General features: G+C 39.7%; 17 protein-coding genes. 12 read left to right on the top strand and 5 right to left on the bottom strand.

The features are described from left to right. The first annotated feature begins 469 nt into the window (after window positions 1–469). Together GQR53_RS14245 and GQR53_RS14240 are read left to right on the top strand one after the other, a co-directional pair. Window positions 470–3,622, top strand: coding sequence for a DEAD/DEAH box helicase (locus GQR53_RS14245; RefSeq protein WP_165744259.1), 3,153 nt, complete (start codon window positions 470–472; stop codon window positions 3,620–3,622). A 22-nt stretch (window positions 3,623–3,644) separates the two neighbouring features. Beyond that, window positions 3,645–3,800, top strand: coding sequence for a hypothetical protein (locus tag GQR53_RS14240; protein ID WP_165744258.1), 156 nt, complete (start codon window positions 3,645–3,647; stop codon window positions 3,798–3,800). Between the two features lie 288 nt (window positions 3,801–4,088). Here the strand turns inward: GQR53_RS14240 and GQR53_RS14235 are convergent, their stop codons facing one another. After that, complete coding sequence (locus tag GQR53_RS14235; protein ID WP_346774393.1) at window positions 4,089–7,043, bottom strand: DEAD/DEAH box helicase family protein; 2,955 nt, start codon at window positions 7,041–7,043, stop codon at window positions 4,089–4,091. Next, entirely contained in the window at window positions 7,044–7,646 is a 603-nt protein-coding gene (locus GQR53_RS14230) for a class I SAM-dependent methyltransferase (protein WP_165744257.1), read from the bottom strand. It abuts the gene before it with no gap. A gap of 542 nt (window positions 7,647–8,188) precedes the next feature. Between GQR53_RS14230 and GQR53_RS14225 the strand changes: the two genes are divergently transcribed. Beyond that, window positions 8,189–8,488: a helix-turn-helix transcriptional regulator gene (locus GQR53_RS14225; protein ID WP_165744256.1), complete on the top strand. Its 300-nt coding sequence runs from the start codon at window positions 8,189–8,191 to the stop codon at window positions 8,486–8,488. 195 nt (window positions 8,489–8,683) lie between these two features. On the opposite strand, the gene GQR53_RS14220 is transcribed toward GQR53_RS14225, so the two are convergent. Further along, the gene (locus GQR53_RS14220; RefSeq protein WP_165744255.1) at window positions 8,684–9,928 is read right to left on the bottom strand and encodes a UPF0149 family protein; all 1,245 of its coding nucleotides are present in this window, start codon (window positions 9,926–9,928) and stop codon (window positions 8,684–8,686) included. A gap of 195 nt (window positions 9,929–10,123) precedes the next feature. Between GQR53_RS14220 and GQR53_RS14215 the strand changes: the two genes are divergently transcribed. The 6 genes from GQR53_RS14215 (at window position 10,124) to GQR53_RS14190 (ending at window position 16,204) form a co-directional block, all read left to right on the top strand. Beyond that, window positions 10,124–10,864, top strand: coding sequence for a transporter substrate-binding domain-containing protein (locus GQR53_RS14215; RefSeq protein ID WP_165744254.1), 741 nt, complete (start codon window positions 10,124–10,126; stop codon window positions 10,862–10,864). Window positions 10,865–10,871: 7 nt separating this feature from the next. Then, window positions 10,872–11,612 carry a transporter substrate-binding domain-containing protein gene (locus tag GQR53_RS14210; RefSeq protein ID WP_165744253.1) on the top strand — a complete coding sequence of 247 codons (741 nt, stop codon included), beginning with the start codon at window positions 10,872–10,874 and terminating at the stop codon, window positions 11,610–11,612. Window positions 11,613–11,903: 291 nt separating this feature from the next. Beyond that, complete coding sequence (locus GQR53_RS14205; protein ID WP_076914907.1) at window positions 11,904–13,502, top strand: ABC-F family ATPase; 1,599 nt, start codon at window positions 11,904–11,906, stop codon at window positions 13,500–13,502. Window positions 13,503–14,136: 634 nt separating this feature from the next. Further along, entirely contained in the window at window positions 14,137–14,880 is a 744-nt protein-coding gene (locus GQR53_RS14200; protein ID WP_039488796.1) for a ferredoxin--NADP reductase, read from the top strand. A gap of 250 nt (window positions 14,881–15,130) precedes the next feature. Continuing rightward, window positions 15,131–15,874 carry a nuclear transport factor 2 family protein gene (locus GQR53_RS14195; RefSeq protein ID WP_149603425.1) on the top strand — a complete coding sequence of 248 codons (744 nt, stop codon included), beginning with the start codon at window positions 15,131–15,133 and terminating at the stop codon, window positions 15,872–15,874. Window positions 15,875–15,883: 9 nt separating this feature from the next. Beyond that, entirely contained in the window at window positions 15,884–16,204 is a 321-nt protein-coding gene (locus GQR53_RS14190; RefSeq protein ID WP_002962108.1) for a hypothetical protein, read from the top strand. Window positions 16,205–16,525: 321 nt separating this feature from the next. Here GQR53_RS14190 and hemH read toward each other — a convergent pair whose 3' ends face one another. Next, the gene (hemH, locus tag GQR53_RS14185) at window positions 16,526–17,545 is read right to left on the bottom strand and encodes a ferrochelatase (RefSeq protein WP_165744252.1); all 1,020 of its coding nucleotides are present in this window, start codon (window positions 17,543–17,545) and stop codon (window positions 16,526–16,528) included. Window positions 17,546–17,619: 74 nt separating this feature from the next. Beyond that, entirely contained in the window at window positions 17,620–18,948 is a 1,329-nt protein-coding gene (locus GQR53_RS14180; protein ID WP_165744251.1) for an HD domain-containing phosphohydrolase, read from the bottom strand. A gap of 224 nt (window positions 18,949–19,172) precedes the next feature. Here GQR53_RS14180 and GQR53_RS14175 point away from each other — a divergent pair, with 224 nt between their 5' ends. From GQR53_RS14175 to GQR53_RS14165, 3 genes are all read left to right on the top strand, one after another. After that, a complete protein-coding gene (locus GQR53_RS14175) occupies window positions 19,173–20,126 on the top strand; it encodes a HAMP domain-containing sensor histidine kinase (RefSeq protein WP_165744250.1) in 954 nt (317 codons plus the stop codon). Window positions 20,127–20,380: 254 nt separating this feature from the next. Beyond that, window positions 20,381–22,921, top strand: a complete 2,541-nt coding sequence (locus GQR53_RS14170; protein WP_165744249.1) for a TonB-dependent receptor — start codon at window positions 20,381–20,383, stop codon at window positions 22,919–22,921. 204 nt (window positions 22,922–23,125) lie between these two features. Then, a complete protein-coding gene (locus GQR53_RS14165; RefSeq protein WP_007583517.1) occupies window positions 23,126–23,326 on the top strand; it encodes a ribosome alternative rescue factor ArfA in 201 nt (66 codons plus the stop codon). Window positions 23,327–23,600: the final 274 nt, after the last annotated feature.

Raw genomic sequence — 23,600 nt, 5'->3', positions numbered from 1 at the left:
GCAAGCTCACTGACTTCGATGTGATAAATGATAGCTAATCATTTATCAACGAGAGATACAAGGCGCTCAGCTTGCTCGCGCGAAAAGCGAAGCTTTTAAAATAATTTACTTATATCGCGTTGGCGATGGCAACCAAGGGGCGGATACCGCCGACCGCCCTTGGAACCCCACGGCACCCCTCAATTTCACTTATCCTTAAACAAATAATTAATATGAACGTAAACGCGATGAACGCACATCCATGTGCAAGCATCCCTTTCCTCGAATCCATGCGAGGTAATTACTCATTAATTATGTGTTTGCAGGTGAAGTTGAAGGGGATAATTTCTTAGCATCATCATTTGATTACTCTCTCGGCTAATACTTAACTCACACGTTTGTACTTAATTACTAGTAACTTAGTCGATTATTACTTGTAGCTGTACCGTATTTAAGTAAACTAACTACTCGCAAACAGGGAGTGGTTTTAATGCAGCAAATTGGTATTTACGAGCAGTTAATTACGCAAGTAATTGAGCAAAACTTAGATCGTGATCAATTTTATGTGGGCGAGCGCCAGCTTGAAAGTGCTGAGGCGGCAACGTGGCTTTCACGCTTTTTAGGTAAACTTGTTGCTCATGCAATAAATGCCATTCCTAACTCAAACGAGCGGTTACAAGAGCAAATTAGCCTTGCTAACAACCTTGTTCTTTGGCTTAAAGATCATATAAAAGATGATGAGCTTATTAACGAAAACCTTATTGATAGCCAAGGCCGAATACTTACTGCACTGTTTAATACCCAAAACCCTATTGCTGCAAATCTTAAAGAATACTCTCACGATATATTCCCGCTAACGGGCCTTACGCAAAGCGAATTATTTAGCGGTGCTAATGCAGGTATATCGCTCGAAACCGAGCTAAAGCGCGAGATAAAATCGTCCGACACTATTTATTGGTTGGTCTCATTTATAAAATGGACAGGGCTGCGCATATTTAAAAATGAGCTGGAAGCGTTTACCAAAAGCGGCAATAAACTCAAAGTTATTACTACTTCGTACATGGGCGCAACGGATGCTAAAGCCGTTGAGTTTTTAGCAAACCTACCAAATACCGAAGTAAAGCTAAGTTATAACAATCAGCAAGAACGCCTACATGCTAAATCCTACTTATTTATGCGCAATACGGGTTTTCATACAGGGTATATTGGCTCGTCTAACTTATCGCATTCGGCGCTTACCAGCGGCCTTGAATGGAACTTAAAAATTACCGCACAAGAAATCCCACACATAATAGCCAAAACCAAAAGTACCTTTGAAACCTACTGGGAATCAAAAGACTTCGAGCTATTTACAGGCGCTGTTGAGTGTAAAGAAAAGCTCATTAATTCACTTAACGAGCAACGCGGTGTTGGGCAATCAAGCAGCCTATTTTATTTTGATATAACACCAAAAACGCATCAGCTCGCTATTTTAGAAAAGCTAAGTGCTGAGCGCAGCGTACATAAGCGTTTTAAAAACTTAGTGGTTGCCGCAACCGGCACAGGTAAAACTATAATATCGGCGTTCGACTTTAAAACCGTTTACGACAAAAACCCAAACGCACACTTTTTGTTTGTAGCCCACCGCGAAGAAATACTAAAACAAGCGCAAAGCGCTTACCGTGGTGTGCTTAAAAATAACGACTTTGGTGAGCTGTGGGTAGGTAACTACAAACCACAACGCTACAACCAATTATTTGCATCAATCCAAACGCTGAACAGCCAAATTGAATCGCTAAATTTAACTCACGATTATTACGACTACATAGTAATAGACGAAGTACATCACGTAAGCGCTGCCAGTTATCGCGCTATATTAAACCACTTTACGCCCACAATATTACTTGGCTTAACCGCAACACCAGAGCGACAAGATGGTGCAAATATACTCGATGATTTTTGTGGCGTAATAGCCGCCGAAATTCGCTTACCAGAGGCAATAAATCAACGCCATTTATGCCCATTTCAATACTTTGGACTAGATGACGACACCGACCTAAGCCAAATAACATGGCGAGGCGGCCGTTACGATATAAGCGAGCTAAGTAACCTTTATACAGGTGAAAACAACCGCGCTAACAAAATTATATCCAGCCTTGCCGATATCGTAACCAATGTTCACGCTATTAAAGCACTCGCGTTTTGCGTAAGCCAAAAACACGCTGAATTCATGGCCTCTAAATTTAACTTAGCAGGCATAAACGCCGATGTACTCACCAGCAAAAACACCAATGAGCGCGCGGCTAAGCAACAAGCACTGCGCCAAGGCGAAATACAAATACTCTGTGTAGTTGATATTTTTAACGAAGGTGTCGATATTCCAGAGGTTGATACTCTGTTATTTTTACGCCCGACTGAAAGCCTAACGCTGTTTTTGCAGCAACTAGGCCGTGGTTTGCGCCTGCCCGATAACAGCCAAAAGCAGTGCTGTACCGTACTCGACTTTGTCGGTAATGCTCGCCCAGAATATGACTTTGCGAGTAAATTCCGCGCACTCATTGGTAAAAGTAACCAGCCAATAAAAGCCGAAATCGAAAACAACTTCCCGCATTTACCACTGGGTTGCCGCATAGAGCTACAAAAGCGCACACAACAAACAATACTAAAAAATATTCAGCAAGCCATAAACACTAAACGCCGTTTACAGCAGCTTATAAATAGCTATTCGCAACACACAAATGACGCGCTAACGCTAAGTAACTTTTTACGCATAAACCCACAAGTCATACTAGAAGACATATACAAACCAAAAGACGGTAAGCTCGGCGGCTGGCATTGGTTAAAGGACGGTGAAATCCCTGCAGAGCAAGCCGATATTTACGCCGCGTATTACCGCGCAATCAACACCCAATTACTCGGCTGTGACTCGCTCAGCTACTTATGCTTTTTACGTGATTTATGTAAAAACGATTTTAGCTTTACGCCAACAGCACAAAACCAACAGTACGCACTTATGGCGCATTACAACTTTTGGGATTCCACTGGCACAAGTTTAGGCTTTAAAACGCTTGAACAAAGCTTACAAACGCTTATTCATCCAGCGTTACAGCACGAACTTGCACAAGTAATCACGCTTTTATTAAACCGCATTCACCAACAAGAAAGCGATTTAGCGTGTTTACCTAATCACGCCATAAAATTGCACAGCCGCTACACGCGCCAGCAAATACTTTCTGCATTTGGAGCGCACTCGTTTGATAAAAAATCGACAGCCCGCGAAGGCGTTTTAGAGTTTAAAAACCAAAATCTAGAGCTATTATTTGTAACGCTTAATAAGTGTGAAAAAACCTACTCACCCACCACGCTGTATCACGATTACGCAATCAGCCCCACCCTATTCCATTGGCAAACGCAAAACAGCGCTCGCCCTGAACACGGCCGTGGCCTTAGTTATATTCAGCACCAAAAAACTGGCAAAACCATCCTGTTATTTGTGCGAGAACAAGGCAAAGACGAAAACGGCAGAACTATGGGATTTGTAAACTACGGCGAGGTTAAATACCAAAGCCACAACGGCAGCCAGCCGATGAATATAACGTGGGAATTAACCAGCCCCATGCCAAGTGAAATGTGGCACGAGGCTGGGAAGTTAGCGGTTGGGTGATTAAAAATTAGAAAAGTCGTCTATGAATTATCTCCAATCTATCAACAAACACACCTTCCCCGTGATCACACCTGAAACTGAGTTAATGATGAGTAATTTACAGCATGGATGCTGTAAAAAGCGTAGCTTGGCCATGGATGGCCTACCTACGCTGGTTACGTTCACATCATTAACGTAAGTTGAAGATAAAGTGTGATCCTCGGGTGCGCCGTGGGATTCCAAAGGGCGTTCGGCGGCAGCCGCCCTTTGGTTGCCATCGCCAACGCGATATAACCTCGAATAGAGGTTTTTAAATCCTTTAAACCTACATCAAAACACCAATTTATGAGCGCGATATAAAATCGCACCTACATATTAATTACACCGAAATTTGAAAGCTTCGCTTTTCGCGTCAGCAAGCTCAACGCCTACGAGCGAACATTTAACCTTCAATTTAAACAAGCGCGATATAAAATCGCACCTACAACTATTCCACAACTACCTGTTTAAACCGCGCAAATGTTCGCATGCTTTCATCAGCAATCATTACTTCATAATCGGGGTTTTGAGCAATTAGCTCATATTGCCCATTTGGTAATTTATTAATTTTTCGCAGTAAATACTGGCCATCTCCGCCTATATCATCTCGCTCTATCGCGACAATTTGGCCGCGTAGCGATCCGGCTTTATCAGAGGTTATAAGCTCAAGTAGTAGTAAGTCGCCATCATAAATTGGGGCTTTACCGCCGTTCATAGAGTTACCCGATGCACGGGCTAAAAAATGTACGTTTGGATCAAGCTTGCCTGCACCAAAAGGTGCGTCCATTAATTCCATATCGCTTTCATCCCCTGTTTTAAAATGCCCGCAGGCAATTTTAATATTAGGGAAGTACGGCAGTTTTAATGCGTTATCTTGCGCGTTTGCTGTATCGGCAAGATCTTTAAACACTAACTGAGTTACATTGTCAGCTTCTTGCTCTGTATTTTGTTTCGTGGTTGGCGTTTTTACTTTTAGCCGCTGGTTGTATTTGGCTAAGGTGTATTCAACCAGCTCTAACACGGCGCTGTTTAGTAATTCGCATTTTTCTGCGGGTACGTCAAACGTGGCTTTTACGGTGTTGTTTTGTAAGGTAAACCATTGTGTGCCGTCTTTATTTTTATTGGTGTAGGCTTTAATTGGATTTTTACGCCAGTAGCTTTGCCATGTTTGCGAATCGGCAGCTGCTTGCTGTTCTTTAATAGGTAAATCGTGTTGCTTTAAATTCGGATGGCGCGCGAGTACCTTTGCACTCATTACAGCAAGTTCTGCAACTGTTGGGGGGTTAGCAAAGCCATTCAAAGCAACATACGCTTCAAGCAAAATAGCTTTAAAGCATTTGGTCATACTGGTTGTTTGTATGCCTTTATGTAAAAAGTCGTAAAACGGTGCTAATTGCTTGGCACTTTGCTGTGCTTCGTCATCAATATTTTGTGTTTTAGCAATTAGATCAAACCAACTAGTGTAGTTGCTGTTTACCTTTTTTATATCGCCGTAGTGGTAGTAAAACTCGCTTAATGTAGGTAAATGCCCTAGTTGCTCGGCAAGTTGTGTTATATCTTCTAACGCTGTGGTGCGCTGTATATTGGCTAGCTGCTGCCAAAAGTTGGTAACTTTTAAGTCAATATTTATAAAGCAGCCATCAGCAAGGTTTGGTTTTTTAAGCTTTTTAACTACACCAGTTGGCGTGGTTTCATGAAGTAGCGCATAAGGTTTATTTAAAAAGCTGTGGTGGTTACCAATAAAATCGAGCACCACTAAATGTGTTTTACCTTCAAGAGTTCGTAAACCCCGCCCTAACTGCTGTAAAAAGAGTATTTTAGAGTCGCTTGGGCGCAGCATTAATATGGTATCAATGCTTGGTAAATCAGTCCCCTCGTTAAACAAATCAACGGTAAATAATACTTCAACTTGACGCTGTTCTAATTGTTTTAGTGCATCATTACGGCGTACTTTTGACTGGCTATGTACAGATAGCGCTTTTACACCCGCGTTATTAAATGCAGCCGCCATATAATCAGCATGTTTAGTAGATATACAAAAACCTAATGTGCGCTGCTGTTTGTATTGCTGCCACTGTAAAAGTGCGTGGTCTGCCCGTTTTTGGGTTGCAAATTTGTTTTCAAGTGCTGTTGGATCAAATCGGCCATTACGCCACGGAATAGCTTGGTAGTTTACGTTTTCATCCCAAATACCGTAGTAATGAAATGGCACTAACGTTTTTTGGTCTATCCCCTGCGTTAAGTTACGCTCAAATACTAGGTTGTTGTCGCATAACCCTAAAATATCAGCTTGGTCGGTACGCTCTGGTGTAGCTGTTAAACCCAGTAAAAACTTGGGTTCAAAGTAGTTTAAAAGCTGGCGATATACGCGCGCACTTGCATGATGAAATTCGTCAACAATAATGTAATCAAATGCTGTTGGTGCAAACTGCTTTAAGTGATTACTTCGGCCAATGGTTTGAATAGAGGCAAACAAACACTCAGCGTTTTTGTCTCGCTGTTTACCGTTATAAAACCCAGTAGATAAAGTAAGTAATTCAGAAAAAGTACGCTGTGCTTGCAAAAGTATTTCTTCACGATGCGCTACAAATAAAACACGTTTTGCTTTGAATTGTTTTACATCAAATGCACTTAACCATGTTTTACCCATACCCGTTGCTAAAACCACTAAGCCACGCTTAAAGCCCTCAGTACGCGTTTGCGCTAAGGCATTAAGCGCTTCAATTTGAGCTGGCCTTGGTGTTTTAGCTTCATTCTTTTCAATAACTTGCTCAGCTGTATCAGCGTGGTTTACCGATACAAACTGCTGTGTTTTACGCCGAGTAATGTAGCTATTTATCCATTCATGGCTTAAATGGGTAACAAATTCGTGATTAAAAATATTTTCAAAAGCTGTGCGAATACTTAAAAACTGCTTTGCTGCTTGGCTTGTTTTTGGTTGTGTATAATCGTGTCTAAAATTCCACTCATGCCCTTTGGTTAATGCGCTGGCACTAATATTACTTGAGCCAATAAAGGCACAGCCATCAGTAATCTCTTTTTGGTCGTTTGTTTTTATAAAAATATACGACTTCATATGAAAACTTTGATTACTGTGCGTTTGGTAAATACGCACATCGGCTCCACGATCTACTAATGCCATAAGTTCTCTCAACGCATTAGGGTGAGTAATATCAAGGTAGTCTGAGGTAAGTAGTTTGAGTGTTGCGCCGCTTTGTAAAGCTTCGCTTAGGGGATCGAACAACAGTTCTAAGCCACTTGGCTGAATAAATGAAACTGTAATTTCAATCTCAGTGGCATTGTTTATGGCATGTACAAGGTTGGGTAATAACGGATCATTATCACCCGTAATAAGCTGTCGGTTATTACTTTGCAGGTGTTGATGTTCGCTAAAACTATTCACTTATAATTTCGCTTTGCTATGTGTTAACAAGGCATTTAACCATACTTCGCTTTCGCGCCCTGGGCGCTGATCAACACTTTGCCAGTGTTTCATTATGCTCAATTGCGTGTGCTGATTGATTAAATCACTTAATAATTGCTCGGTTAAATCGGTAAATTCACGACCATTATGCACACGCTCTGTATCGCCATATTTGAACGACACATACAAAACGCCATTCGGTTTAAGCGCATTTTGTAGGTTTAAAAACACCTGCGGTAACTCAGCTTTTGGAACGTGTAATAAACTGGCGCAGCACCAAATGGCATCGTATTTATTAACACAATCTAGCTGCTGGAAGGTTTTAACGTCGACGGGTTGCTGTAAGTAACTGCTTGCTATTGCGGCAAGTTCTGGGCTTGCATCAAACGCGCTAACAGTAAAACCCTGTTGTTTAAAGTAAGCAGCATCGCGGGCACTGCCGCACCCGGCATCTAAAATATGGCCGTGTTCGGTAACGTGTGGCAAAAACTCAGCATACAGCACTGACATATCAACATTTAAGGTTGAATCACTAAAGCTTTGTGCGTTTTGATTGTAGTAACTAAGTGTGGAGTTTGACACGAGACACACCGCTCCTTGGCTTATCTGTTAATAACTAACGTATTATTAAGTTAGTATTCATTTAAAACAATTTACCTGATTGGTAAAAATAAATATAGGCTTATTAGTTATATAACCAATAAAAACTACGCCGTTATCATTAATACGCGCCTGCTTTTACAATTATGTAAATTTAGCCTTAACTTTTAAACAATTAAGTACAAGCTTTTGTTATTACTAAATTTAAAAAAATACACAACACGTTTAAATTAATCCGAGTGCATAATCGTGCCTACACATTAAAAGCTGCGTTTTTCGCGTCAGCAAGTTCAAGTCAAACCAAGCTCGGTGTTTAGGTTATGCGTAGGCGGGGCTTTATGCCGCGCTGGTTAAAATTAAAAAATTGCGCGAGGTAAACTCTCGCCTTCATCCATAAACACTAACATTGAGTAATTTTCACCTAAAACCTGCCCTGTGCTTTTGTGCCTAGAAACAAACTTGCAAAAAACAAAATACCGCTAAGCTAATCATTAAGTGGTTAATGATTTAATTGGTAGTCATTAATGAGATCGGAACAAGCTTTAAAAATGGCGCAGCGATTAGGGGATTTAATACGCCAGCACCGCACTTTGCATTACACGCAAAGCACCTTTGCAAAAATGATTGGTGTGTCGCGCTCTACTGTGCAAAAACTTGAGCAAGGCGAGACAGTTAAAAGCGATATTTTATTTGAAGCTTTAGTCGTGCTGCAATTACAAGGCTCGCTCATGGATGAAGTTAATGAATTAGCCGCCGATGTAGGTGGCTACAACGCACGGCAACGTAAAACCAATAAAGCGCAGGTTATTAACGATGACTTCTGAATGTTATGTGTTTATTGACGGGTTTGAAATTTATTATTTAAAGCATTGCGCTTTGCGAACATAAGCGACATTGATGTTGCACGCTTAACAAGCGTGATTTCTACTATTGAATAAAAACTTAAAAAGCGGTTATGCACTTCAAATTGAATCTGCGTTATGTTTAGCGCGATATAAATCACGCTAAACGTTTTTTGTTTACTTTTTTCTTAGCCAAAAAAGACTGGCAGGCACCGAAATCCACGCCTGTTTACCTAATGAATCAAGGTAAACACCTACCTCTTCTTTACTGCCAGGGCTGAAATATGGCGGCTGTTGTTCTTTTAGTTTTTCTTGTCCCGTGAGTATTTTGCTAAAGTGTTTACTTTGCTGCTGGAGCATTTTTTTGTAATCGTTGGCTGGTTTTGAATCACCATGCTTTACAAACGCGCTCAGCGCTCGGCTGGCTGTTGCGTGTAGTTCTTGGCTATCAAAATCGGCTAATAGTGCATCCAACTTGTCCCATTGTTTATTAATGATTAGGCAGTTCATTAATAAAAAGCGGTTTGCTTGATTATCGTTTGGGTTTAGCTTTAATAGATCTTCGAGTTCTGATTGTGCTTTTTGGGTATAACCATGCAGCGCGTTTATTTTTGCACGATGCGCACGCAGCATCATATAAGGGCGGGTTTCGTGCAAGCCCCAAAAGTACCCGGTGTTGTCTTTAATAAATTGCTTTGTTATGAGCCCACTTTCCATTATTTTTAAAAGCATTTGCATTGGCTCAAGTGCTTTTAGCTCGGTATCGGCAAGTACTAGTTCAAGTAGTTCATCAAGCTCATCTAATTCATCTGGCTCTTCGTCTAAAAAGTGGTTGTTAAATTCGGCTTCGTTTTCATCAAATACTGCTCGCTCGTTACTAAAACGCAATTCAAAAATAGCGTCGGCCATAAAATAAACATAATTACGTTTATATTCTTGGGCGTTGTATTGGGCAAATTCACCAAACTCTTTTGCGGCGATTTTGGGGCTTGTAAATGCTTTTAACACTGTAGTAAAGCTGTTTATAGAACGTTTTTGTTCTGTATTGAGCATGCGTTTATTTATATTTTTAAGCGCCTGTAAAACCCCTTTACAGTAACTTGGTAGGGGCATGTTCGGCTTTAGCGAATCCCGATAGTCTTGCTTAGATAGGCTGCATTTTGCTGGCATTTTTAATTCGTTTTGAATTACTTTATCCATGCTTTGGTTATACAACGCCATTAAGCTTTCGAGGTATTTTATCTCGCTCTCTTTTTGAAGGTTAATATCTCCAAATAAATCAGGTTGCCACTCGCTTGGGGGAAGCAGTTGAGGTAATACACCTAACCCCATTAAATAACCTTGTATAAAATAGTAGTTTGGTTGTTTAGTGCTTAATTCACTAAGCTTTATAACATTGTTGCGAATTTTAGTTGGCGACATAACGTGCCCTGCTATATATAAATTTATTATTAGTGTACCCACAGATAAGGTTACCAACAACGCTAGTTTGGTTGTTTTATCCTTAAATTATTTTTTAACGATTTACTTACAAATTTAAACAACCCCGTGCCGCTAAAATACAAAAGCTGGTTTATACTGTTGTAATAATGAGCAAAATAATAACTATGAGGCGTAATGAATAAATTAATTACCGTATTTTTATGTTTGCTGTTTACGGCTCCATTTAATGTATTTGCTTGTGAAAGAACCTTTAGCGTGGCATCGCACGATGCTTTTTGGCCGCCTTATGTAATGGGCATTAACGGTAAGCTGCAAGGCTCGGAGGTTGATGCACTCAACATTATATTTGCTGACTCCCCTTTTTGTTTTGAAGTTAAGTTACTGCCAAATTCTAAGCGGGCTTTTATTGAGCTTAAATACGGCCGTATTGATTTAGGATGGGCTGCAAGTTATACAGACGGACGCGCTAAATACGTGCACTTTAGTGATAACTACCGAACTGAAGTTATGCGCTTATACGAAAACAAAAATAATCAGCATAGCGTTAAAAACCTCGAAGATATTTTTAAACAAGGCTTTACTGTTGGCGCTAACTTTGGAAGCTATTACGGTGAGGAGTTTGAGCAATATAAAACCAAATATAAAAAGCAGATTGAATACACGAGTGCAACCAGTAAACGCTTTGAAATGCTTAATAAACAACGTATTGATTTTGCTATTGAAGACGAGTTAGTGGGTGCTTATTTTGGCCAAAAGGGCTCAAATATAAAATTAGTAACCAACATTGAGTATGTAAATAAAGACGATATTTATTTAATGTTTAGCAAAAAAACGGTGTCGGTTACTGAGCTTGCAATAATTAATGAGCACATAAACAAAAACAAAACAGCACTTAAAGCGCTGTTTAAATACTAGGAGTGTAATGAAAACTTTATTTTTAACATTTACTACACTGCTATTTACTCACTTTAATGCCCTTGCGTGTTCAAAAACATTAGTGATGGGCACTAACGAAACTAATTGGCCGCCTTACCTTGTTAAGCAAGGTGATACATTTTTAAGCACAGAAGTGGATGCTGTAAACGCTATTTTTAAAGATTCAAAATTTTGTATTAAATGGACTTATTTTCCGAGCTTTTCGCGTGTTCAAGCTGAGCTTAAAAATGGCCGAGTAGATATAACCTACGCTGCAAGTTACACAGAACAACGCGCTCAATATGCGCATTTTAGTTTGCCTTATCGCGAAGAAGTTATGCATCTTTATAAACACAAAGATTCGGCTGATGTAACAAGCTTACCTGAGCTTTTTAGTCAAGATTTTACAGCAGGTATTAACCGAGGAAGCTTTTTTGGTGATGAGCTTGAACAACTCACAACCAAGTATTCAAAACAGGTCGTACTTACTGCTCAAGCAAATAATCGATTTAGCATGTTAGATAAAAAACGAATCGACTATGTTATTGAAGACTCGGTGGTTGCGCAGTACTTTGTGAAAAAACACTCCTCAATTTCGCAGGTAAAAACTATTACACCGATTAACGTTAACAATGTGCACTTTATGCTAAGCAAGGAGTCGCTAACACTTGATGACGTGGCGACTGTTAATCAATTAATTACCAAAAATAAGGCGGCTATAAAGTCAATTTATCAACCTGTGCATTAAAGCATGGCTAATAACTTAGCTATTTGGCGCCCCCTCTTTAATGTTGCTTGGCATTAGTAATTATTTACATTGTGGCTGTAAGCACATTCAACGCTACATACGTTAAAAATAGTGACTTAAAACCGAGAATTGCCGTTATTTTTACTTGGTTATAAATTAGCTGCCTTTTATCTTTCATTCGTTGTGGCTGATCTGTATAATTCGCCAGCTAATTTACCCTATTGTCTGGTTCTTGTTTGTGGCGTTTTGCTGCAGCGTACTCCTGTCAGTACTAATCTAGGATTACCTTTTTTGATCTCCACCGCAAATATTACGATGCAGTTTGGCGCAGAGCCGTTGTTTGAAAACATTTCAGCTAAATTTGGTAACGGTAACCGTTACGGTTTAATTGGCGCTAACGGCTGCGGCAAGTCGACTTTCATGAAAATTTTAAGCGGTGCGCTTGTTCCAAGTGCGGGTAATGTATCTATTACTCCAGGGTTAAAAGTAGGTAATCTAAGCCAAGACCAGTTTGCTTTTGAGCAATACAGCGTTGTAGACGCGGTAATTATGGGCGACGTGGAGCTTTGGAAAGTAAAGCAAGAACGCGAACGTATTTACTCGTTACCAGAAATGAGCGAAGAAGACGGTATGAAAGTTGCCGATCTTGAAAGTGTATTTGCTGAAATGGACGGTTACACGGCAGAAAGCCGCGCTGAAGAAATTTTGCTTGAAGCGGGTATCGATAAAGAATTTCATTACGGTTTAATGGCAAACGTTGCCCCAGGTTGGAAACTACGTGTGCTTTTAGCACAGGCGTTATTTGCAAACCCTGACATTTTGCTACTTGATGAGCCTACCAACAACTTGGATATTCATACAATTACGTGGCTTGCTAACGAGCTTAACAAACGTAAATGTACGATGATTATTATTTCGCATGACCGTCACTTTTTAAACTCGGTATGTACGCATATGGCCGATATTGATTACGGTGAGCTGCGTATTTACCCTGGTAACTATGAGAAGTTTTTAGAAGCTGCGGGCTTACAACGCGAGCAACTTTTAGCTGAAAATGCTAAAAAGAGCGCTGAAATTGACGAGCTACAAGACTTTGTTAACCGTTTTGGTGCTAACGCTTCAAAAGCTAAGCAAGCAAGTTCGCGTGCTAAAAAAATGGATAAGATTAAGCTTGATGAAGTTAAATCTTCAAGCCGTATGAGCCCATCGCTTTCGTTTGACGAAGGTAAAAAAATGTATCGTCAGGCGCTTGAAGTTAATAAGCTTGGCCATGGTTTTGATGGCGAAACGTTATTTAGCGGCGGCGACTTTTTACTTGAAGCAGGCGCTAAGCTTGCTGTAATTGGCGAAAATGGTGTGGGTAAAACTACATTTTTACGCTGTTTAGTAGACGAGCTTAAAAGTAATGAAGGCGAAATTAAATGGTCTGAAAATGCGAGCTTTGGTTATTGCCCGCAAGACAGCACTAAAGATTTTGATAACGATTTAACGTTGTTTGATTGGATGTCGCAATGGCGTACAGCTAAGCACAACGATTTAATGGTTCGTGGCATGTTAGGCCGTTTGTTGTTTACAGCTGACGATTCAAACAAAAAAGCGCGTAACTGTTCTGGTGGTGAAAAAAACCGCCTGTTATTTGGTAAGTTAATGATGCAAGACGTTAACGTGCTTGTTATGGACGAACCAACTAACCACATGGATATGGAAGCCATTGAAGCGCTTAATAACGCGTTAAAAGATTTCCAAGGTACGCTTATTTTTGTAAGCCATGACCGTGAGTTTGTATCGTCATTAGCTACACGTATCATTGATATTAAAGATAAAAAAGTAATCGACTTCCAAGGTACGTTTGACGAATACCTAGCAAGTTGTGAAGAGAAAAAAGCGTAAACTTTTTCTTATTGCTTATAAAAACGGTGCTAAATTTAGCGCCGTTTTTTTATGTGTGGAATTTGAGTTTAACTATAAAATTAATAAAGGCTTAAATAAATAATTCACTAAGAGGTTAAGAGACGCTACGCTTTTAGAGTCAGTGATAAAATACTCGTTTCTGGCTTGGTTCTTCTCATTTGCTCCTCTTTGGCTTCTCCTAGTGCAATAGTTTTTCAAGTAAATAGTTCACTAATGGTGATATAAGACGCAGCGCTTTTAAAGTAAGTGATAAAATACTCGTTTTCTGGCTTAGCTCTTCTCATTTACTCCTCTTTGGCTTCTCCTAGTGCAATAGTTTTTCAAGTAAATAGTTCACTAATGGTGATATAAGACGCAGCGCTTTTAAAGTAAGTGATAAAATAAAAAACACTGTTTTTTGACTTAATTTTTCTTAGTTACTGCAGCTTCGCTTTCCCTTATGCAATTAATGGCTCTTATCGCAGAGCTAATTATTCACATTATTTTATTGGTAAATTCTGCATACCTCACTGCTTTAAATCTAGTCATATTCTCCTGTAAGTCTTTGTCACTTAATGCTAATGTTGATGGAGTGAATTATTTAAAACTTTAATAGCTAAACCAAGAGGTAACTATGTCTAATTGGGTTGAAGCAACAGTAAAAAATGTCACGTGGTGGAGCGAAACACTCTTTAGCTTAACCGTTAATGCAAACGTAGAGCCGTTTAAAGCTGGGCAATTTACAAAGCTTTCAATAATGGATGGCGACAAACGTATTGCTCGGGCTTATTCATATGTGAATGCCCCTGAAAACCCCGATCTCGAATTTTATCTTATTAACGTAATTGACGGTTTGCTCTCACCTCGTTTAGCTACATTACAACCTGGCGACACAGTATTAATAGAACAACACGCAACCGGCTTTTTTACCCTTGATGAAATACCACAAAGTGATCAGCTTTGGATGTTAGGGACTGGCACTGCCATAGGGCCTTTTTTATCGATATTACAACAGCCCGATGTATGGAAAAAATACAAAACTATAAATTTAGTGCATGGCGTACGTTTTAATAACGACTTAAGCTATCAGGCACTTATTAACGAGCTATTAAGAGTGTACCCAGCACAACTTAACTATATTCCTGTTGTAAGTAGAGAGGAGCCATTACAAGGCTTAAGTGGGCGAATTACTAACGCAATTGAGAGCAACCGCTTGTTTGAATATGTAAAGTTAGACCCAAAGCCCAGTAATGCACAATTTATGATTTGCGGAAATCCACAAATGGTAAAAGACACAACCGCGCTACTTCTCGATAAAAACTTTACGCGTAACCGCCGTAAAAACCCCGGCAATATTACGGTAGAGCAGTACTGGTAGGCTTCAGTGGTGGTATTAACTACCCGATAACGTTAAAATTTGCTATGTTGCACCCTTATGCCAATTTTATCAAAAATATGATCATTCTATCGCATTAAATAACTCACTAACTGCGTTAAAGGTTATTCATATAGAACAACTATATGTCACAATTTTCGCGTTGTTATTGCGCTATTTTTTAACGCTATAATAGATCGCCTATTTAATGTAATTGGTATTACACGTATTTAGTGTTCATTTTAGGAAAGTTATGAAACCGTTATCTATTATTTTAGCCTCATTAGTCACTACCGTTGCGCTAATTACTTATGCCGCAGAGCAAAGCGAGCCTGAGCAAAAAGAGCCGCAAGTTGAAGCTCAAGCAAGCGTTGAAAAGCCAAAAGTTGAAAATGAGCAATCAGTAACTCAAACCAACACTGACGACAAAGTAAATACGCTTGAATACAAAGCGCCAGAGCTTAAAAAGCCAACAATTGATGCGACTAAACCAGACGATTCAAAAGTATTAGGTAACGAGCAAATTAAACCTGCTGAAAAGCCTAAAAATAAAATAGAAAAAGCAGTGGCTGTAGCCGAAGCTGAAAAAGCAGTAACGCAAGCAAAAGAAGCACTTACAGTTAAGCAGCAAACTAAAGCTAAACAATCGCGCGAATCACTTGCTGTGGTAGAGCAGCTAGTTAAAGCATATAACGCACGTAACATTGAAGAGTTTCTTCGTGTATATGCCGAAGATGTTGAGTTTTATATTTTCCCTAATGAGCTATTATTTAAAGGTAAAGAAAAACTAATAGAACGTTATGGGCTAATGTTTAAAAAGTTAAAGTGTATTCACTCATCACCAATTAAGCGCATAGTGCACGGTGATATAGTGATTGATCACGAACTTTCAGAAACTTGTTCAACTGACGAAAACGTAGTTGATAAACGCTCAGAGCTTATTTCGAGTTATCAAATTAAAGATGGGAAAATAGTACGCGTACTGTTTTTTAGATAAAGGCTTTAAATGCAAATAAATGACGACAAAAAAATTCGCTTAATGTATCGCATTGAGCCAGGTTGCCTTGGACCTAAGGGTGCTGAGCATATTGAAGATTTTTGTCGTTTTGCAAACAAGCATATTAAATCCCCCTTTTATGGCCAATTTGTATTTTTACCACGTTACGATAAAACCATAGACGAGCGACAATACAGTGTTAACAGCCGTAATTTATCACTTGCTCAGGCTCGGGCTTACTTAAAGCACTTTGATATTAATATTGAAGAATTTGAAGAACAACTCGACGAGCTCCTCACAAAAGCGATTGATTTATACTTTAAGCGATAGCGTTTAATTGCTGTTGCTTAGGTATTGCCTCCCCTCAAACGTACATTTTTATTTATTTTAATTACTATTAAAAACTACGTTTGTACTCGCCAAAAAGCTGCGCGTCAGGTGTTTATACCAAAGTTTAAGAGTATGACTTGTAGAGCACTTTCTTACACGAGAAGCACAGCTTTTGATAACTTACTCACCTAAAAACTACGTTTTTACATGCTGCCATGGCTGCCCCTCTACTACAAAATTTTAAAAGCCCTAAAAACAAAAAAGCGGTGTTAATTTTAACACCGCTTAATGCGTAATATATTTAGCTTTAGTAAGCTTGGGTTACAACATAGGTTTTATAACATCAAACACAGCTTCTATATGGTCGTCTCTGTCGTTTAGTGCCGCTATGTAACGGTATTTTTCGCCGCCTGCGTTTTCGAATATTTCACGGTTTTCACCTTCTAGCTCTTCAAGTGTTTCTAGGCAGTCGGCGCTAAAAGCAGGACTTATAATAGCTACATCGGTAATACCTTCACCAGGTAAGGCTGCAAGAGTTGCGTCGGTATAAGGCTTTAACCACTCTGCTTTACCAAATCGACTTTGAAAAGTACTAATTACTTTGTCTTTATCAAGGCCTAGTTTTTCGACAACTAAACGCGTGGTTTGTAAACATAGGCAATGGTACGGGTCGCCGCGATCTAAAAACAATTTAGGCATACCGTGATATGAAAAAACAATTTTTTGTGGCATACCATTCGCTTCTAAATCCTCACTAATACTATTAGCAAGCGACTCAATGTAACGGGTGTTTTTATGATAGCCATTTATAAAATGTAGTTCTGGCACCCAGCGCCATTTTCGCAGTACGCTCGATACAGCATCAAACGTAGAACCCGTAGTTGGGCTAGAATATTGCGGGTACATTGGTAAAATAATTATACGCGTTAAGCCTTTATCACGAAGCTCTTCAAGGCCTGCCTCTATTGAAGGGTTGCCATAACGCATTGCCATTACTACTTCAGTATTGGTATAACCTTGCTCTTTTAATAAAGTATTTAACTTTACACTTTGCTGGCGAGTAATGTGGGTAAGTGGTGAGCCATTTTCGGTCCATATACTCTCGTATAATTTAGCCGAACGTTTAGGGCGTACGCGTAAAATAATGCCATGTAAAATTATCATCCATACCAAGCGTGGTATTTCTACAATGCGTGGATCTGATAAAAATTCGCGTAAATATGTACGAAGCGCAGCCGCTGTTGGTGCATCAGGGCTGCCTAAGTTAGTTAGCAGTATTCCCGTTTTTTGGTTAAAACGCCCATCATGGGGGTTGTCAGTAACCGCAGAAAATCGCGACACAGAGTGCTCCTTCAAGCAAATTCAATAATCTATTTTATGCACATTGTAACGAAAAAAACTGCGGTTTAGATCAATCATTTAGCAGTTTTCACCATTATTCTGAACGGAGTTGGTTTTTTCGATTCTAGCTGTTGGAGTTTTTCTATCGATTTACTGCCAAATACATGACCTTTGGGCAGCAACATTATGCCCGTATGGCTGTGTAGAGCATGGCCCAGTACCATTTGCTCTTTGAGTTCATGGGCGTTACAAATTAGCACTGATCCTGCTGAACTTTTTTGTTCGTGTAGTTTTGCATGGCTTGCTTCAAGTGCACGTACAATTTTAGGATGATAAAACGATCCACTATAAAGTTTTACACTTTCGAGTGCGTCATCGTGGCGCTGCTTTTCATCACTTGCATTGCTCTGCTCAAACGCATCCCAATAGTCGCGCGCTAAACCTAGCACCATAGCGCCTATTGGTATGTCGTTTCCGGCAAGGCCTTTGGGCATTCCGTTTCCGTTAAAGCGCTCAAACTGATAATAAATAGCATCCGACAAGTCATGTAAATGTATTGCTGGCATTAACATTAATTGTGCAGTACTTGGGTGAGTATAAAAGGTTTTACGTTGTTGCTCATTTAAGCGGTTAACTGGTTTTTTATAAAGATCAGGATCCATAGCAAGCAAGCCTATTTGCGCCAAGTAACCAGCCATAGGGGCAAGATCAATGCTTTTTTGCGACAAGTTTAAATAAAGTGCTATTTGTGTACAGGTATTAGCAATATTTTGTGCTTTGTTACCATCTAGGTAAGGGTTTGCGTTAACAAAATTATATAGCAGCTCTACGGTCGATTTATGCTCTTGTTTTTCGCGCTCGTTGGCGTCTTCAAGCTTTTTTAAAACCTGTTTTATTTGTAAGGTGCGTTTTTCTACTCGTTGTTCAAGCGAATTATTAAGCTCTAGCAATTCTTGGTTTTGCGCTTTAACTTGTGCCTCTAATTTTTGATTTTGTTTTTTTAGTGCAAATTTTTCTAGGCTATCTCTAATGCTACGAAGTAATAAATCGTTTTGCCAAGGCTTTTGAATATAACCATTTATTTGGCCCTGGTTAACAGCCGCTAAGGTGGTTTGTATGTCGGCGTAACCGGTTAATAAAATGCGTTGAGTGTCGGGCGCCAGCGCACGTGCTTTTTCTAAAAACTCGGCACCGTTCATTACCGGCATACGCATATCGCTAATAATTAAACCAAACTCATGATTTTTAAAAAGCGTTAGTGCACTTTGCGGGTTATCGCAAACAATAACCGAAAGGCCATTTACTTCAAGTAGCCGTGTTAACGTGCGTAGTACTATTTCATCATCATCAATGCAAAGTACATCAATCTGATTTATTGGTGTGCTTGGTGTTACTTGAGTCATTGAGTCGCCTTTAAATTACTTCTGGTTAAATAATAGCTTAAAAAAATACTCTATGGTGTGTTTGTGCCTACCTTTTATATTAAGTGGTATTTACATAATGGAGTTATTAGCAATAAGTGGATAATTACTTATGCAAAATATTAGGCCTTGGCTGCACTAAAGTTGCAAATTTGCATACAGACGACTAAACGTTATGTATAAAGTTATCTATATGGATGAAGGGAATGGATGGATCAGATGGTAATTTTGAACGTGCTTTTTTAAACGAACAAAAACTGCGCTTAGCTGCAGAGCAATTACTCAAAGATAAAAGTAGCGTTTTAGTTGCCATAAATAATGAACTACAAAAAAAAGTAGCCGACTTAGAACACCAACAAATGCTGTTTGTGCAAACAGAAAAAATGGCAACCTTAGGTACACTGAGCGCAGGCGTTGCCCACGAAATAAATACCCCACTTGCCTATGCAATGAGTAACGTAGAGAGCCTACAAAACGCAAGCCCTTTACTTGTAGCGCTGCTAAAACTTAACGAACAATATTTAAATAACGAAATTAAAGAGAGCCGTTTTAAACACGAAATCGACATACTCAATTTACAGTATCCGTACGCGTGGATTTATAACAATTTGCAGGGACAAATTAACGATAGCGTTGAAGGACTTAAACGTATAAAACAAATAGTGCATGACTTATTAAACTTTGCCCACCCCACCTCTTCGCAAGATAAACAATTAGCCGATGTAACTACGGGTGCTAATAATGCTTTAAGATTATTAAGTAGCAAACTTAAATTATGCGAAATAAAAACGCGGTTTGAACCCCTACCACTCATTTGGTGCAATTTATCGTCAATTAATCAGATTTTTGTAAATCTTTTAATGAATGCTTGGCAAGCTTGCGAATTAGATTTAGAAAAAGGCTGCATTATTGAAGTCAATATTTTTGAACTCAACACAAATATTTGTATTGAAATAAAAGATAACGGTTGTGGCATGAATGAAGACACAATAGCGCATATGTTTGACCCTTTTTACACAACAAAAGAAGTCGGAAAAGGCACCGGTATGGGTATGACACTTGTATACGCTATGGTGAGCGATCACGGTGGAAAAATAGAAGTTAACAGTATATTAGGCACAGGTACGACCATCCGCTGCCTATTACCTTTAAAAGGGTAAATAACGAACAAAACCGCATTGTAAGTAAAGCGTTAAATATTCCGTTTTGTGATGTTTAATCCTTTATTAGCGTGCATTTTAATCGATTTGATGTGATTTTTTCTTATCTTGAAGTTTATTTGCATACTTAGACCAAATATTTAGTTTTTTCATTTCTTTTTGTTTGCATATGTTGCTAGGATGTTTACAAAAGGTTATGAGCATCATAACCACACACATATTATTAAGAATACAAAAAAAACAGGGTCGTCACTATGTCAACATACCGTTTAAACACACTTGCTGTAGCCGTTGCTTTCGCGTTTAGCGCACCAAGCATTGTTAACGCAGAAGAAGCACCAGTGCAAGCTGCTAAAAACATAGAGCAAATATCTGTATTAGGGTCGCGTGTATCTAACCGTACCTCTACAGAGTCTTCTTCCCCTATTGATTTAATTGACGCAGATGATTTAACTAAAGGTGGTTTTACCGAGCTAGGTCAAAGCCTACAAGCGACAGCGCCTTCGTTTAACTTTTCGCGTACACAAGTATCAGACGGTTCTGACTTATTTAGACCCGCAACACTTCGCGGCTTACAACCAGATCAAACTCTTGTATTAGTAAATGGTAAACGTCGTCATAACCAATCAATTTTTGGCCTTAACGGTACTGTAGGTGCAGGCGCTGCGGGTACTGATATGAATGCCATTCCGCTAACAGCGCTTAAAGGCGTTGAAGTATTACGCGATGGCGCTGCAGCGCAGTATGGCTCTGATGCTATTGCAGGCGTAATTAACTTATCTCTTAATAACTCAACCGGTATTACAACGGGTTTTGTACAATACGGCGGCACAAGTGAAGGTGACGGCGACACTATTTCAGCAGGTTTAAACCGTGGTTTTGAATTAGGTGACGAAGGCGGCTTTATTAACCTATCGCTTGAGTACCGTGATGCCGACGGCACTAACCGTGCAGAGCGCGATACGGGTGGTTCGCTTAATGTTGAACCAGGTACACTAAGTGAAGATGTACGCTGGGGCCAAGGTAACTCAGAAAGTGAATTTACGTCGTTATTTTACAACATGGCATTACCTATGGGCGACGGCGAGCTTTACTCGTTTGGTGGCTACTCAGAGCGTACTGCACTAGGTAATGGTTTTTACCGTAACTTTAACGAAGCCTCTAAAAACGTAACTCAAGTATATAGTGATGGTTTTTTACCGCGCATATATAACGAAGCACAAGATATTTCAGTAGCGCTTGGTTTTAAAGGCGATATAAACACAGACTGGACTTATGATGTATCGGCTGTTTATGGCGAAAACCAATACGATTTTACATCACGTAATACATTAAACGCTTCTTACGCTGCTGAGTATTTATTTAATAACCCAAGTGCAAGCGATGCCGACATTGCAGCAAACGCAGGCCCTACTGGCGGTTACTCAGGTGGTTTTAGATTTGATCAAACAACGGTCAACCTTGATGTAAACGGTATTGTAGATATTGGCCGTAGTGAGCCTTTATATGTAACAGTAGGCGCCGAATACCGTAAAGAAAACTACGAGATAGTGCCTGGCGATGAAGCATCATACGCGTGTGGTTTAGCAAATATGGATACCTCGTACCCATCAGTAAACGATCCGGATCAATTTGCACAGTGTGGTTTTCAAGCTTATAACGGCCTACGCCCTGAAGCAGCTAACGACAGCGACCGTAACAGCTACGCAGTTTATGTAGACGTAGAAACCATGATCACCGATGCATGGAACGTAAGTGGTGCGCTACGTTATGAAGATTTCTCAGATGCTGGGGATGATTTAATTGGTAAATTAGCAACACGTTATGAATTTTCAGATGACTTTGCAGTACGTGGTGCAGTATCTACTGGTTTTAGAGCGCCATCACTTCAACAAAGTGGTTATACAGCCTTGACAACTAACTTAGGCTCAGACGGCACATTAACGCAGTCGTTCACGGCAAACACAGGGACTGCTTTCCCAAGTGCGTTAGGCGTAGATAGCTTAGAGCTTGAAACTTCAACAAACTACAGCGCAGGTTTTGTTTACGATGTAACAAGCGAGCTTTCGTTAACGGTTGATTTTTACCGTGTAGAAATTGAAGACCGTATTACACTTGGCAGCTTACTTACCGCTGACGACATATCGTTTAGCGGTGATGCAGTTGCAGCGCTACAAGCAACGGGTGCAGTGCAAGCTAACTACTTCTCAAACTCGGTTGATTCTACTACACAAGGTGTTGATATTATTGCATCGTACCGCACTGAAGTTGAAGGCGGTAATTTAGGAGTAACCTTTGCAGGTAACCTAAACGATACTAAAATTGACAGCGTAAATGCAGAAGACGGTATTCCTGAAGCGGTTGCTTTTGATGATTTACAACGCAGCTTTTTTACCGACGGACAACCAAGTGAGCGTGCAACGCTTACGTTTGACTACGAACGCGATGCCTACACATCAACCATTCGCTTTAACTACTTTGGCGAAACAGATGTAAAATACTTTGGTAACGACCATATTTCATTACCTGGTGAGCTTTCGCCTACGGGTTCATTTAAACCAACAAGTACGGTTGAGTCTGCGGTGTTAGTTGATTTAAACGTTAGTTACCAAATTAATGACATGTTTGCGCTTTCGGTAGGTGCCGATAACGTATTTGACGAAACACCAGATGAATTAGGCGACGACGAAGTACTTAATTTTATCACCAACGGCGCATTTAAATACCCAGTACGCGCATTGCCATACGGCTTTGACGGCAGAACGTACTATGCAAAAGTAAGCTTTAGTTTTTAATTTATCAAGCAAACTAAAGTAATATTAAGCGCAGTTATTAACTGCGCTTTTTTATGCTTTTTTATTATTAAAAAACTACCAAATGGATGTTAAAAATACTTGCGCGGTTGAAAATTAAGCCTACAATCGCCATCTCTTAAATAGGCCAATATAAAAGCCTCTTTATTATTTAACTTAAAATAATCATTAGTTGATAGGAAATATATGACTAAAAAATCTAAAGCAAAAACCGCAAATACCAGCGCGGTAGACACAGGGCGAGGCGTTATAAACCACAATGCACTAGCGGCAATGGTCACCTCTAAATTATTTAAACCACAAGTGGTTAAAGCTAAAAAAGGCAAAGGCTCGTTTAAACGTAGCAACAAACATTCAGGACAAGAGTCCTATTTAATCGCGGCTTAATTAGCACCGATCAAATAGGGCTTTTGAATATAGTAAGCGAGGTTTTATACCTCGCTTTTACTTTTAGTTCTTTATTATTTTAACTTCCAAGCTGTCCTCTAAAAGCGCAGCGCCTCTAAACCTCTTTGTGAATAACAGCCCTTAAAATATGAATGCACAAAGAGAAGAAAAAGAGGAGTAAATGAGCAGACAAAGTCCATTTTTTTAAGCTATATGATATTTCACCATCGAGGCGCTGTGCGTTACACAAAGAAAACACGAGTAATGTTAGTCA

The organism is Pseudoalteromonas sp. Z9A6 (genome assembly GCF_011378805.1).
In the GTDB taxonomy this organism is placed as follows: domain Bacteria; phylum Pseudomonadota; class Gammaproteobacteria; order Enterobacterales; family Alteromonadaceae; genus Pseudoalteromonas; species Pseudoalteromonas distincta.
This window is presented reverse-complemented; position numbering and strand designations above follow the sequence as displayed.

Bases quoted from the DNA above. Each gene is read 5' to 3' on its own strand.
- GQR53_RS14175 (WP_165744250.1), top strand. From the start codon at position 19,173: ATGGATGGATCAGATGGTAATTTTGAACGTGCTTTTTTAAACGAACAA.
- GQR53_RS14225 (WP_165744256.1), top strand. From the start codon at position 8,189: ATGAGATCGGAACAAGCTTTAAAAATGGCGCAGCGATTAGGGGATTTA.
- GQR53_RS14170 (WP_165744249.1), top strand. From the start codon at position 20,381: ATGTCAACATACCGTTTAAACACACTTGCTGTAGCCGTTGCTTTCGCG.
- GQR53_RS14195 (WP_149603425.1), top strand. From the start codon at position 15,131: ATGAAACCGTTATCTATTATTTTAGCCTCATTAGTCACTACCGTTGCG.
- GQR53_RS14245 (WP_165744259.1), top strand. From the start codon at position 470: ATGCAGCAAATTGGTATTTACGAGCAGTTAATTACGCAAGTAATTGAG.
- GQR53_RS14180 (WP_165744251.1), bottom strand. From the start codon at position 18,948: ATGACTCAAGTAACACCAAGCACACCAATAAATCAGATTGATGTACTT.
- GQR53_RS14240 (WP_165744258.1), top strand. From the start codon at position 3,645: ATGAATTATCTCCAATCTATCAACAAACACACCTTCCCCGTGATCACA.
- GQR53_RS14220 (WP_165744255.1), bottom strand. From the start codon at position 9,928: ATGTCGCCAACTAAAATTCGCAACAATGTTATAAAGCTTAGTGAATTA.
- GQR53_RS14165 (WP_007583517.1), top strand. From the start codon at position 23,126: ATGACTAAAAAATCTAAAGCAAAAACCGCAAATACCAGCGCGGTAGAC.
- GQR53_RS14215 (WP_165744254.1), top strand. From the start codon at position 10,124: ATGAATAAATTAATTACCGTATTTTTATGTTTGCTGTTTACGGCTCCA.
- GQR53_RS14210 (WP_165744253.1), top strand. From the start codon at position 10,872: ATGAAAACTTTATTTTTAACATTTACTACACTGCTATTTACTCACTTT.
- GQR53_RS14190 (WP_002962108.1), top strand. From the start codon at position 15,884: ATGCAAATAAATGACGACAAAAAAATTCGCTTAATGTATCGCATTGAG.
- GQR53_RS14200 (WP_039488796.1), top strand. From the start codon at position 14,137: ATGTCTAATTGGGTTGAAGCAACAGTAAAAAATGTCACGTGGTGGAGC.